The organism is Paraburkholderia sp. JHI869 (genome assembly GCF_038900775.1).
Taxonomy (GTDB): Bacteria; Pseudomonadota; Gammaproteobacteria; order Burkholderiales; family Burkholderiaceae; genus Paraburkholderia.
This window is the reverse complement of sequence record NZ_JAYMSC010000017.1, coordinates 99012-112155: the sequence shown is the minus strand read 5'-3', so window position 1 is coordinate 112155 and position 13144 is coordinate 99012. Positions and strand designations below refer to the sequence as shown.

The 13144-nt window shown below is 65.2% G+C and carries 8 protein-coding genes; 3 read left to right on the top strand and 5 right to left on the bottom strand.

Features of this window, described 5'->3' with window-relative positions; all coding sequences use genetic code 11:
* The first annotated feature begins 87 nt into the window (after positions 1-87).
* Together pcaH and pcaG are read left to right on the top strand one after the other, a co-directional pair.
* Entirely contained in the window at positions 88-792 is a 705-nt protein-coding gene (gene pcaH, locus VSR72_RS26335; protein ID WP_342955282.1) for a protocatechuate 3,4-dioxygenase subunit beta, read from the top strand.
* Between the two features lie 3 nt (positions 793-795).
* Complete coding sequence (gene pcaG / locus VSR72_RS26330; protein ID WP_342955281.1) at positions 796-1383, top strand: protocatechuate 3,4-dioxygenase subunit alpha; 588 nt, start codon at positions 796-798, stop codon at positions 1381-1383.
* Positions 1384-1533: 150 nt separating this feature from the next.
* Here pcaG and VSR72_RS26325 read toward each other — a convergent pair whose 3' ends face one another.
* From VSR72_RS26325 to VSR72_RS26310, 4 genes are all read right to left on the bottom strand, one after another.
* Positions 1534-2112, bottom strand: coding sequence for an NnrU family protein (locus VSR72_RS26325; protein WP_342955280.1), 579 nt, complete (start codon positions 2110-2112; stop codon positions 1534-1536).
* A 318-nt stretch (positions 2113-2430) separates the two neighbouring features.
* Entirely contained in the window at positions 2431-2661 is a 231-nt protein-coding gene (locus VSR72_RS26320; protein ID WP_254315634.1) for an H-NS histone family protein, read from the bottom strand.
* 306 nt (positions 2662-2967) lie between these two features.
* The gene (gene uvrA / locus VSR72_RS26315; RefSeq protein ID WP_342955279.1) at positions 2968-8865 is read right to left on the bottom strand and encodes an excinuclease ABC subunit UvrA; all 5898 of its coding nucleotides are present in this window, start codon (positions 8863-8865) and stop codon (positions 2968-2970) included.
* Between the two features lie 226 nt (positions 8866-9091).
* Positions 9092-11446 carry a tetratricopeptide repeat protein gene (locus VSR72_RS26310; protein ID WP_342955278.1) on the bottom strand — a complete coding sequence of 785 codons (2355 nt, stop codon included), beginning with the start codon at positions 11444-11446 and terminating at the stop codon, positions 9092-9094.
* Positions 11447-11673: 227 nt separating this feature from the next.
* Here VSR72_RS26310 and adhP point away from each other — a divergent pair, with 227 nt between their 5' ends.
* Positions 11674-12702 (top strand): alcohol dehydrogenase AdhP, encoded by a 1029-nt coding sequence (adhP, locus tag VSR72_RS26305; RefSeq protein WP_342955277.1) that lies wholly within the window; start codon positions 11674-11676, stop codon positions 12700-12702.
* Between the two features lie 90 nt (positions 12703-12792).
* Here adhP and VSR72_RS26300 read toward each other — a convergent pair whose 3' ends face one another.
* The gene (locus tag VSR72_RS26300) at positions 12793-13092 is read right to left on the bottom strand and encodes a putative quinol monooxygenase (RefSeq protein ID WP_342955276.1); all 300 of its coding nucleotides are present in this window, start codon (positions 13090-13092) and stop codon (positions 12793-12795) included.
* Between the last annotated feature and the right edge of the window lie 52 nt (positions 13093-13144).

The window sequence follows — 13144 nt, the reverse complement described above, 5'->3', positions numbered from 1 at the left end:
TTGGATAAAGTGGCTGCATCGGCTCGCACCGTCAACCGCTGCCGGCGACGAGCCCTTCCCCCAATAATCCACCCCAGGAGACGCCCCATGGCCGAGTCCATCCTGTCGCCGCGCGACTTCGACTCGCATCCCGCGTATGTTTATCCGCCGTACCGTTCGTCGGTTAAACGCGGCCCCACGCTCCCGCTCATTCCGCTGAAAGAAAAGCTGCGCAACCAGCACGCACCCGTGTACGGCACCGACGATCTCGGCGCGCTCGATCACGACCTCACGCGCAACGCGGCGAAGAACGGCGCGCCGCTTGGCGAGCGCATCATCGTGACGGGTCGCGTGCTCGACGACGGCGGCAAGCCGGTGCGCAACACGCTCGTGGAAATCTGGCAAGCGAACGCCGCCGGCCGCTATGTCCACAAGCAGGACCAGCACGACGCGCCGCTCGACCCCAACTTCCTCGGCGCGGGCCGCGCGATCACGGACAACGACGGCCGCTATCGTTTCCTCACGATCAAGCCGGGCGCGTATCCCTGGGGCAATCACCCGAACGCGTGGCGTCCGAATCACATCCACTTCTCGCTGTTCGGCGATTACTTCGGCTCGCGTCTCGTCACGCAGATGTATTTCCCCGGCGACCCGCTGCTCGCGTTCGACCCGATCTATCAGGGCACGCCCGAGGACGCACGCGAGCGCATGATCTCGCGCTTCTCGCTCGACACCACCGAAGAAGGCTTCGCACTCGGCTACGAATTCGACATCGTGCTGCGCGGCCCGAACCAAACCCCTACGGAGCGTTAAACCATGGCACTCAAGGAAACGCCTTCGCAAACGGTCGGCCCGTACTTCGCCTACGGCCTTTGCCCGCAGCAATACGACTTCGACTATAAGAGCCTGTTCACCGCCGACGTCGTCGGCCATGAAACGCCGGGCGAGCACATCACGCTGATCGGCCGCGTGATCGACGGCGACGGCAACCCCGTGTTCGACGCGATGCTCGAGTTCACGCAAGTCGATTCGAACGGCCGCTATCCGGCCTCGCGCGAGGAAATCGCGCAAAACGGCTTCCGCGGCTTTGCCCGAGTGGGCACCGGCACCGACCCGCAGCACCGCTTCATCGTGCGCACGGTGAAGCCGGGCAGCGAGAACGCAGGCGAAGCACCGCACCTGAATGTGATGGTGATGATGCGCGGGATGCTCACGCACACCTTCACGCGCATTTACTTCGAAGACGAAGCCGCCGCGAACGCGCAGGACCCGGTGCTCTCAGCCGTGCCCGCAGCGCGCCGCGACACGCTCGTCGCACGCCGCAGCGAGCAGGCCGGGAGCATCGTCTACACGTTCGACATCCGCATGCAGGGCGAACAGGAAACGGTGTTCTTCGATCTGTAATGCGTGAACGGTTACGCGAGCCGAGTCGTGCGGACTTTCACATGCCTTTCATGAACTGGCCCTATGATCGTGCCGCTGCGATCTGATCGCGGAACTCCGAGCTGTACCTTGTGAAGCCTGCCATGCGCAGGCTTCTTTTTTCCGGCGTGCTCAGCCGAGCGGTCGCACGCCAATCAGCAGGCCGTGCAGCCAGAAGGCAAACACGGCCCAGGCCACGAGGCCGACCACGACGACGATCGCATCGCGCGAAACCTGCCCCGCTGGATAGACGACCCCGGCCTCGCGATCGCGCCGGTTCTCGCCCCGAAGCTCGAACAACGCCCAGACGAGGAAAACCGCGAACAGAATGATGTCGTTGAGCGTGCCGTTGGCGAGCAGATGCGCGAACGCCCAAAGCGCGACGCCGCTCACGAAGGGTTGGCCAAGCGCGCGCTTGAAGTGATTACCCGGCACATAGGCCGCGACGATCATGATGAAGGCAATGGCGGTGAGGAGCGCCGTGACATGCGCCATCCAGAACGGTGGCAGCCAGATGGGCACCGGGTAGCGGCGCGACAGGCCGTACCCATAGACGATCAGTACGAAGCCCAGAATGGAGAGCAACGCGAACGCACCTCGCCAGGCACGCGGGCCGAGGCGTTCGATTTGCGCGGCGCGCCAAGGCCCTGCCACGATGCGGATCGAATGGACACCAATGAAAATCACGAGGCCCAGCACGAGTATCGCCATGACTACCTCCCTGCCGCAGCAAGTTCGGAATGGGCGAGATTGTCGCGCAGGTTGATCGCGCGGCCAACCGGCGATTTCAAAAAACCTGACTAATTATGCACACGCAAATGACGCCCAAAAAACAAGGCGTAAATCATTGGCGCGGCCCATTACGAGGCGCAATTAAAACCGGGCTCGCGCCGAAAGGTATTTTAAAACTATGCTGAATAATACCAGGCACCGCGCCAATGCGCGGGCTTTGCGGCATGCGCCGCGAACGGTCTGGCGGTCGAACGGCAACACCGGCGCGCCTTCACACACACTCGCGCACCATGGCGGCTAGCAGCGAAAATGCTCGATATCCTGTCCCGCGTGCTTATAGCGCAACAGCCAGGCCGGCATATCGCCCTCGCCATTCCACGTATTCCCGTATGCGTCGCGGTACTTGGGTATTTTTTCGCTTTCGGCAATAGACGCTTCAAGCTCTTCGAACGTAATGCCGTACTCTTCCATGCGGCGTCGAATCCACACGATGAGCCGTTCGCGCGCCTCTCCATCGAGGTCGAACATCGATTAATTCCTCTCGCTTCGTCAAGGGCAAGGCACCGATACTCCGATCGGCAAAAGAATCGTCTTCCCTGAAAAGACAAAGGCTTCGCGAACAGACTGCGAAGCCTTGCTGCACTGATGAGGTGGCCCAGGTGTGGAGCCCGTGACCGGTTCGGAGGGGATCTGCAGTCCGCTGCTCCGCTCTCAGATGACGCCGCTACAGGTGAGCGAACGTTTGCTGCAAGCGGAGCCCATGATACCTTGCGCTCGCGGCACAGATCAAGCGGTTTCAAGGCGGAGCGGGCCTCTGCGGCCCGCTCCGTACTTTTAGCGCGACCCCGCTGCGCCCGTCGCGCGCCGCTCTGGTGCAGGTTTCCTTTCGGCCTGGTTCGCGTCGCCCTGGCCGCGTGACAGCACGGGCGCGAGCGCCGCACCCGTATGGCTCGCGCGCACCTTCGCGAGCGCTTCGGGATCGGCCGCGGCGACGATGGTGCCGCCGCCCACGCCGCCCTCCGGCCCAAGGTCGATGATCCAGTCGGCTTCGGCGATCACGTCGAGATCGTGCTCGATCACGACAACGCTATGCCCTGCGTCCGCGAGCCGGTGCAACACGCTGATGAGTCGCGCCACGTCGGCCATGTGCAGGCCCACCGTGGGTTCGTCGAGCACATAGAGCGTGTGCGGCGCCTTCTGCCCGCGGCGCGTGATGTCGTCGCGCACCTTGGAAAGCTCGGTCACGAGCTTGATGCGCTGCGCCTCGCCGCCCGAGAGCGTGGGCGAAGGCTGGCCGAGCGTGAGGTAGCCGAGACCCACGTCCTTCATGAGCTGCAGCGGATGCGAAATACTCGTGATCGCCCCGAAGAACTCGACCGCCTCGTCGATTTCCATCGTCAGCACTTCGCCGATGTTCCGGCCGCGCCACGTCACGGCCAGCGTTTCCGGATTGAAGCGCTGGCCGTGGCACACGTCGCACGGCACCTTCACATCGGGCAGGAAGCTCATGCCGATCGTGCGCACGCCCTGGCCTTCGCACGCGGGGCAGCGTCCGTCGCCGGTGTTGAACGAGAAACGCGACGCGCTATAGCCGCGGGCGCGCGCCTCGAGCGTATCGGCGAAAAGGCGGCGAATCGCGTCCCACACGCCGATATAGGTCGCGGGGCACGAGCGCGGCGTTTTTCCGATCGGCGTCTGGTCGACTTCGAGCACGCGGTCGATGCTTTCCCAGCCGCTAATCGAATCGCAGCCCTGCCACGTATGCGAAACCTCGAGCTTCGGCTTGGCGCTTGTGCGCGCGAGCACGCTCGACCGGCGCTCCGACGCGCTCGGCGCCTTCTCCTTCACCGCCTTGCGCGCGCGGCGCTCGGCGGGCGAAGACAGTACCGACCGCCCCACGGCGTCGAGCAGATTGGAAAGCAGCACGTCGCGCGCGAGCGTGGACTTGCCGGAACCGCTCACGCCCGTAATCGCCACGAGGCGACCAAGCGGAATCTGCGCGGTCACATTGCGCAGGTTGTGCAGCTTGCCGCCATGCACGGTGAGCCATTGGCCCGGCACCGCCTCGCGCCCCGCGCGTGCAGGACGCACTTCGCGGCGCGGCTGCAGCGGGTGCTGGATCGGCTGCGCGAGATAGCGGCCCGTGAGCGAGTCGGCCTGCGCCGCGAGATCGGCGACACTGCCCTGCGCGACCACGCGGCCGCCGCGTTTGCCCGCGCTCGGGCCGATGTCGATGATGTGATCGGCGCGCCGGATCGTGTCCTCATCGTGCTCGACCACGACGAGCGTGTTGCCCTTCTCGCCGAGGTTGCGCAGCGCGTTCAGCAGGATCTGGTTGTCGCGCGGATGCAGACCGATGGTCGGCTCGTCGAGCACGTAGCACACGCCCTGCAGGTTGCTGCCCAGTTGCGCGGCGAGTCGAATGCGCTGCGCCTCGCCACCCGAAAGGCTCGGCGCGGCGCGATCGAGGCTCAGATAGCCGAGCCCCACTTCCTCCAGGAACTGCAGACGGCTGCGGATTTCGCTCACCACGTCGCGCGCGATCTGCGCGTCGCGGCCGTTGAGCTTGAGCGCATCGATCCAGCGGCGCGTGTCCGCCACGGTCCATTGCGCGACGTCGACGATCGCGTGAGCATCGAACGTCACGGCGCGCGCCTCGGGATTCAGGCGCGTGCCGCCGCAATCGTGGCACGGCTCGTCGACCATGCCGTCGGGTTCCTGCTCTTCCGAAGGCAAGGTTTGCTCGCGGCCACGGCCGTCTTCGGCGACGATCGTGTCGTCGTAGGCGGCGCGCTGCTCGCGCGTGAGCGCGAGCCCCGTGCCCACGCAGGTCGTGCACCAGCCGTGCTTGCTGTTGTACGAGAACATGCGCGGATCGAGTTCGGGATAGCTCGTGCCGCACACCGGGCACGCGCGCCGCGTGGACAGCACCTTCACTGCACCGATGCTCGCCGTCGAGCCGCCGTTGCCAATCGCATGATCGAGGCCGTCGAGCGGCGCGAGCAAGTGCACGATGCCCTTGCCCGCTTCGAGCGTCGTAGCGAGCATCGCGCGCAATTGCGCCTCGTTTTCAGGCTCGATCACGAGGTCGCCCACGGGCAACTCGATCGTATGTTCGCGGAAGCGGTCGAGCTTGGGCCACGGCGCAACCGGCACGAATTCGCCGTCCACACGCAGATGCGTATTGCCGCGCGCCTTCGCCCACTTCGCGAGATCGGTGTACACGCCCTTGCGATTGACGACGAGCGGTGCGAGCAAACCAACGTGCTGCCCGCGATGTTCGCGCAGCAGTTGCGCGACGATCGCATCGACGCTCTGCGACGTAACGGGCGTGCCGTCATGCACGCAGTGCTGCACGCCGAGTTTCACGTAGAGCAGACGCAGGAAGTGCCAGACCTCCGAGGTCGTGGCGACCGTGCTCTTGCGCCCGCCGCGCGAAAGACGCTGCTCGATCGCGACGGTCGGCGGAATGCCATACACGGCATCGACTTCCGGACGGCCCGCTGGCTGCACGATCGAACGCGCATACGCATTGAGCGATTCGAGGTAGCGCCGCTGGCCTTCGTGAAAGAGGATGTCGAACGCGAGCGTGGACTTGCCCGAGCCCGACACGCCCGTGATGACGTTGAAGCGGCCGTGCGGAATATCGACGTCGAGTGCCTTGAGGTTGTGCTCGCGCGCATTCACGATGCGCACCACGTTCTCGCCCTGCACTTCGCGGCGTGCCTGCGCGGCGCGCAACCTGGTTTGCAGCGCCACGCCCTCTTCTTCGGCCATCAGCTCGACGCCGCTGCCCAGCGCCGCTTCGTAGCGTTCGAGCGCCGCGCCAGTATGCGAGCGCGGGCATGCGATCACGTCTTCGGGCGTACCGACGCACACCACTTCGCCGCCCGCGTCGCCGCCTTCTGGGCCGAGGTCGATCAGCCAGTCGGCGGCACGGATCACATCGAGGTTGTGTTCGATCACGAGCAGCGAATGACCGCCCGCGAGCAGCTTGCCGAACGCGCGCATCAGCTTGGCGATGTCGTCGAAATGCAGGCCCGTGGTCGGCTCGTCGAACATGAAGAGGCGGCCGCCCGTTTCCTTGCCGCGCGACTGCGCGGTTTCCGCAAGATAGCCCGCGAGCTTCAGGCGCTGCGCCTCGCCGCCCGAGAGCGTGGGCACCGGCTGGCCGAGCTTCACGTATTCGAGGCCCACGTCCACGATAGGCTGAAGCACGCGCAATACTTCGGCATCCTGAGCGAAGCATTGCACCGCTTCGCTCACCGTGAGGTCGAGCACGTCCGCCACCGAAAGCGTGCGGCCTGCGCGCTCGATCTTCACTTCGAGCACTTCCGGACGATAACGGCTGCCGTCGCAATCGGGGCAACGCAAGTACACATCGCTCAGGAACTGCATTTCGATGTGCTCGAAGCCCGAGCCGCCGCAAGTCGGGCAGCGGCCTTCGCCCGAGTTGAAGCTGAACATGCCCGCCGTATAGCCGCGCTGCTTCGCGAGCGTCGCCTTGGCGAACAGCTTGCGGATCTCGTCGAACGCGCCCACATAGCTGGCCGGATTCGAGCGCGCCGTCTTGCCGATCGGCGACTGGTCGACGAACACGGCGTCGGTGATTTGCTCCGCGCCGCTCAGCTTGCGGAACGTGCCCGGCGCTTCGGTCGCCTTGCCTAGATGGCGCGCGAGCGCGGGATACAGCACGTCCTGCACCAACGTCGACTTGCCCGAACCCGAAACGCCCGTCACGCAAACGAGGCGCTGCAGCGGAATCTGCACGGTCACGTCGCGCAGATTGTGCTCGCTCGCGCCTTCGAGCAGAAGGTTCGGCGTGGACGCATCGACCGGGCGACGCTCCCAGTGCGAAGCGTCGGCAACGGCGCGGTGGCCGCCCAGGTACTCGCCCGTCAGGGTGCCCGATGAGCGGATATCGTTCGGCGTGCCGTCATAGACGATCGTGCCACCGCGCTCGCCGGGGCCAGGGCCCATGTCGATGAGACGATCGGCCGCGAGCATCACGGAAGGATCGTGCTCGACCACGACGAGCGTGTTGCCCGCATCGCGCAGACGCTGCATCGCCTCGACGATGCGGTTGAGGTCGCGCGGATGCAGGCCGATGCTCGGCTCGTCGAGCACGAACAGCGTTTTCGTGAGCGAGGTGCCGAGCGCCGTAGTCAGGTTGATGCGCTGCACTTCGCCGCCCGAAAGCGTGCGGCTTTGGCGGTCGAGCGTGAGATAACCGAGGCCCACGTCGCAGAGATACTTCAGGCGCGTACGCACTTCCTCGAGCAGCAGCTTGAGCGCGTCGTCGAGCAATGATGAGGAAAGCGAAAGATTGTCGAAGAAGCGGCGAATGCGCTCGATCGGCAGCAGCATCACGTCGTGCACGGTGAGGCCCGGCAGCGCTTCGAGCTGCGCGCGCGTCCAGTCCACGCCGTGCGGCAGGAAGCGCCCCGATGGCGCGAGCACTTCGTCCGCGTTCTGCTGCGTGCCGAGACGCCACTGCAAGGCCTCGGTTTTCAGGCGCGCGCCGCCGCAGGTTTCGCACGGCGTGTAGCTGCGGTACTTCGACAGCAGCACGCGAATGTGCATCTTATAGGCCTTCGACTCCAGATACTGGAAGAAGCGCTTCACGCCGTACCACTGCGTTTGCCAGCTTCCCTTCCAGTCCGGCGCGCCGTTGATGACCCAGTCGCGCTGCGCCTGCGTGAGCTCCGACCATACCGTATCGCGCGGAATGCCGGCTTTCGCGGCATAGCGCATCAGATCGTCCTGGCATTCCTTCCACGCGGGCGTTTGCAGCGGCTTGATCGCGCCGCCGCGCAGCGTCTTGCGCTCGTCGGGGATCACGAGGCCCCAGTCCACGCCGATTACGCGGCCAAAACCGCGGCACGCCTCGCAGGCACCATAGGCCGAGTTGAACGAGAACAGCGCGGGTTGCGGATCGGCATAGCGCAGATCGCTGTCCGGGCAATGCAGGCCGGTCGAGAAGCGCCAGATCTGCGGCTCGGCCGCTGCCTCTGCATCGCCGCTCTCCAGCACGTAAATGTTGACGCGCCCGCTGCCGCGCTTGAGCGATGCCTCGATCGCCTCGATCGCGCGGCTCTTTTCCACGTTCTGCATGCGGAAACGGTCGGCGACCACGTCGAGCAGCTTGCGCGTGCCTTCGGCGGTCTTCACTTCGCGCTGTGCCTGCACGCGCGTATAGCCGCTCGCGGAGAGCCACTGCGCGACTTCTTCCTCGGTAGTCGTGTCGGGCAGTTCGACCGGGAACGTGACCACGAGACGCGGATCGCCCGCCGCCGTGCGCGCCATCAGTTCGGCGTAGATGGTCTCAGGCGTGTCGTGCCGCACGGGCTGCGCCGTGACGCGGTCGAACAGATTCGCGGCGCGCGCGTAGAGCAGCTTCAGGTGGTCGTTCAGCTCCGTCATCGTGCCGACCGTGGAGCGCGAACTGCGCACAGGGTTGGTCTGGTCGATGGCGATGGCGGGCGGCACGCCGTCCACGCGATCGACCTGCGGCCGGTCCATGCGGTCGAGGAACTGGCGCGCGTAGGCGCTGAACGTTTCGACGTAGCGGCGCTGGCCTTCGGCATAAAGCGTGTCGAAGACGAGGCTCGATTTGCCCGAGCCCGAAGGCCCGGTGACGACCGTCATTTCACCGGTGTGCAGGTCGAGGTCGAGGTTCTTGAGGTTGTGCTGGCGGGCACCACGGATTCGGATGGATCGGTTATCGCTCACTTGCGCTGGCATTCCGGCTGGGATCACACGCGTGGGGCCGGGCGGCGCGCGAATTGGGGCAAAGGCGCGGCGCGGCCCGGCAACTTGCAGCGCGGCGCGCGCGGAAAAACGGCGCGCAGCCCTGGCTGTCAGGCTAGGATTCTACTGTATATTTATACAGCACGCTGGATGGCCGTTTGGCTGAGTCTTCACCGCCATTTGCCCCGGATTTACGCGCCAGATCGCCCTATTGCGGCGCGGCGCGCCACATGCCTTCGTACGCCGCCTCGACGCCGCGCGCGAAACGCTCGCCATCCATCAGCGGCGAGCCGGCCATGCGCTTGCGCAGCGTGGCGCGCAGATTCGCGAGGCACGGCAAGTCGTTCGCAAGACTCACCGCCGTCTCCACGAAGGCGTCGTCGGAATCGGCGGCCAGTTCGGCAAGGCCGAGGTTCGCCAGCTGGCTCAAGCCCGCGCGCCCCGCCACCGTCGGCCCGATGCGCGTGACGACCGGCACGCCCATCCACAGCGCATCGAGCGACGTGGTATGGCCGTTGTACGGCAACGTGTCGAGCCCGACATCGATCTCGTGATAGCTGCGCAGATAATCCGCGCGCGGCCTGAACGGCAAGAAGCGCACGCGCGCCGGATCGATGCCGGCCTGTGCAAGCCGTTGCGCGAGACGGCGCTGCGCGTTGCCCTCCGCGGCCATCAGCACGAGGCGCGCCGCAGGCAAGCGGGCGATTACGCGAGCCCAAAGATTCAGCGTCGTATCCGTCAGTTTGCAAGGATTGTTCAGGCTGCCGAACGTGACGTGTCCCGCGCTCGATGCCGGCAGCACATTCACTTCGGGCTCCGAAGCAAGCGGGTCATAACACCAGAATGTGTGCGGCAAGCGCCACGATTTTTCGCTGTACTGCGTGTCGTGCGCAGGCGGATCGAGCCAGGGATCGGTGAGCCGCCAGTCCATCGCGCCGATTCCGGTCGTGCCGGGATACGCGAGCCAGGCGACCTGCACTGGCGCAGGCTTGCGCGCGAACAGCAGGGGCCGACCATCGGACATGTGCATCGTTAGATCGACGAGGATATCAATGCCATCCGCGCGGATCTGGTCCGCCAGCGCCGCGTCGCTCAACGTACGCACGTCGTGCCACTTGTCGACATGCTCGGCGAAGCGTGCGGTCGTCGCATCGGGCCTCACGACGCTCGAATACGCGTGAATCTCGAAGCGCGCGCGGTCGTGATGGGCGAAAAGCGGCGTCATGAACAATGCCTGGCAATGCTCACGAAAGTCGCCCGATACGTAGCCGATGCGCAATCGCCTTCCCGCCGCAGGCTCGACTCGAGCGCGCGAGCGCTCGGCATGAAAAGGCGCTTCGTGCTGCGCGGACCAACGTCTCGCCTCGTCGAGAATCACCACCGAATCTTCGGCCTGAAACGACAACGCGTACAGAAGATTGCTGTGCGCGATGAGGTTGCCGGGCTCGCTCGCCACGGCCCGGCGAAAGCATGCGATACCTTCGTCCAGACCCCCGCTGTCCTTGAGCACATTGCCGAGATTGTTGAGCGTGGCCGAGCGCGATGGATCGAGGGCGAGGGCCTGGCGCAATAGCGCTTGCGCCTCGTCGAGGCCGCCGAGCGTGCGCATCAGGTTGGCGGCGTTGTTGAACGCATCGACGAAATCCGGCCGTGCGTGGATGGCCATCTCGTACGCTTCGCGCGCCGCCTGATATTCGCCGAGATCGCGGTAGACATTGCCCAGGTTGTTGGCCGCTTCCGCATGCGCCGGTTCGAGCGCGAGCGCGCGGCGATATTGCGCTTCGGCGTCGCGCAGACGCCCGCACGCCTGAAGCGCGACGCCGTAGTTGTAGGCCGCATGCGCGAGATGCGGCTCGACGGCCACCGCGCGTTCGAGCAAGGGCAAGGCTTCGTCCAGACGCTCCAGGCGGGTCAGCAGAACGCCGAGGTTGATCATCGCGACTGCAGTGTCGAGTGCGGCCACGAGCGCGGCGCGCAAGCTTTCGAGCGCTTCCTCGTTGCGCCCCGCCTCCTGCAGCAGCGTGCCGAGGTTCGTCAACGCGTTGGCATCGCCCGGCTGCAAGGCGAGCGCGTGACGATAGGCCGCCTGGGCTTCGCCGGAATCGCCGAGCAGACGCAGGCAATTGCCGAGATTGTTCCAGGCGTCGGCCCGGTTCGCCTCGCGCTCGAGCGCCGCGCGCCACGCCTCGGCTGCCTCCGCGAGCGCGCCGTGCGCCTGCAATGCCGAACCCAGCCCGCACCAGAGATCGGCGGATGAAGCGTCGTCGGCCAGCAGGCCAAGATAGATCTCCGCCGCTTCGGCGTGACGTGCGGCCATGGCATAGGCCTGCCCCAACGCTTCGCGATAGCGCGGCTGACCGGGCTCGATGGCGAGCGCGCGCTGCAACCAGCCGATCGCATCGGCCGGCGCGCCTTCCTGCAAGCCGATCACACCGAGGCGAAACATCGCACCCGCGTGTGTTGCATCGGCTTCAAGCAGTTGCGTGTACAACTGACGCGCGCGCGGCAGGTCGCCGTCGAAATGGCTCGCACTGGCGCGCTCGTAGAGGGAGTCGTTCTGCATCGGGCTCACTGAATTCGTGCAACGATGTCGTTACCAAACCTTACCCAATATTAACGGCAGTTTCTTTCGAAAACTTCTCTTCCTCTTTATTACCGACTATTGAGCACATTCATCGCACGCGAAAAACCTTTCCTTCAAACTTGAAAGGCAGGCGAACGCACGGTGGCACCGCAATGCGCAACGCATTCGGCCGCGCGCCGCCACTCAGCTTCGACAGGAGGCCGACGATGAGCAAGACGATGCAAGCCGCGGTAGTCCGCGCATTTGGCAAACCCCTCGTGCTGGAGGAAGTGGCTGTCCCCACGCCGGGACCCGGCGAGTTGCTCGTGAAAATCGAAGCGTGCGGCGTGTGCCACACGGACCTGCACGCCGCGCACGGCGACTGGCCCGTCAAGCCGCAGCCGCCGTTCATTCCCGGCCACGAGGGTGTGGGCTATGTCGTGGGTGTGGGCGCGGGCGTCGCGCATGTGAAGGAAGGCGATCGCGTCGGCATTCCGTGGCTCTACTCGGCATGCGGCCATTGCGAACATTGCCTGGGCGGTTGGGAAACGCTTTGCGAACAGCAGCAGAACACCGGCTATTCAGTCAATGGCGGCTTCGCTCAATACGCGAAGGCCAACGCGAATTACGTGGGCCTGCTGCCGAAAAATATCGACTTCATCGAAATCGCACCGGTGCTCTGCGCGGGCGTCACGGTCTACAAGGGTCTGAAAGTGACGGACACGCGCCCTGGCAACTGGGTCGTGATTTCCGGCGTGGGCGGCCTCGGCCACATGGCCGTGCAATATGCGCGGGCGATGGGACTCAACGTCGCGGCCGTCGATGTCGACGATACAAAACTCGAACTGGCGAAACGCCTCGGCGCGACCGTGACGGTCAACGCGAAAACCACCGATCCCGCTGCGTATCTGAAGAAGGAAATTGGCGGCGCGCACGGCGTGCTCGTCACCGCGGTCTCGCCCATTGCGTTTTCGCAGGCCCTCGGCATGGTGCGCCGCGGCGGCACGGTGTCGCTGAACGGCCTGCCGCCCGGCGACTTCCCGCTGCCGATCTTCGACATGGTGCTAGGCGGCGTGACGGTGCGCGGCTCGATTGTCGGCACGCGTCTCGACCTCGAAGAGTCGCTGATGTTCGCGCAGGAAGGCAAGGTCAAGGCGACCGTGTCCACCGACAAGCTCGAAAACATCAACGACGTGTTCGCGCGCATGGAGCGCGGCGCGATCGAAGGCCGAGTCGTGCTCGATATGGCGGGCTAACCCGCGCGCGGCGGCTCAATGAAAAACGCGCAGGACATCGCTGCAAAGCGATGTCCTGCGCGTTAGCGGAATGCGGCGAAAAGCGCGGCCTCAGTCCGCGACGTCCACGCCCTTCAGCAACTTCACCTCGGGCGGCTCTGTCACCCACGCAGCGATCTTCGCGCGATACGCCACGAAGTGCGCGCTATCGCGATGCGCCTGCACCGCGGCTTCGTCGACATACGTTTCGTAGAGGTAAAAGCCCGGTGCGCCATCGGCGCGGCGCAGCAGGTCGTAGCGCAAATTGCCCGGCTCCTTGCGCGTATGCGAAACCATGTCGCGCATGAGCGCTTCCACTTCGGCGACATGCTCGGGCTTGGGCGTGATGCTCGCAAACAGATAGACGGTCATCGGCATTTCCTCATCTTCAACGGTTTTGCGGGTCGGCAAACTCAGGCAGATT

Bases quoted from the DNA above. Each gene is read 5' to 3' on its own strand.
- VSR72_RS26300 (WP_342955276.1), bottom strand. From the start codon at position 13,092: ATGACCGTCTATCTGTTTGCGAGCATCACGCCCAAGCCCGAGCATGTC.
- VSR72_RS26320 (WP_254315634.1), bottom strand. From the start codon at position 2,661: ATGTTCGACCTCGATGGAGAGGCGCGCGAACGGCTCATCGTGTGGATT.
- VSR72_RS26325 (WP_342955280.1), bottom strand. From the start codon at position 2,112: ATGGCGATACTCGTGCTGGGCCTCGTGATTTTCATTGGTGTCCATTCG.
- VSR72_RS26310 (WP_342955278.1), bottom strand. From the start codon at position 11,446: ATGCAGAACGACTCCCTCTACGAGCGCGCCAGTGCGAGCCATTTCGAC.
- pcaH (WP_342955282.1), top strand. From the start codon at position 88: ATGGCCGAGTCCATCCTGTCGCCGCGCGACTTCGACTCGCATCCCGCG.
- pcaG (WP_342955281.1), top strand. From the start codon at position 796: ATGGCACTCAAGGAAACGCCTTCGCAAACGGTCGGCCCGTACTTCGCC.
- adhP (WP_342955277.1), top strand. From the start codon at position 11,674: ATGAGCAAGACGATGCAAGCCGCGGTAGTCCGCGCATTTGGCAAACCC.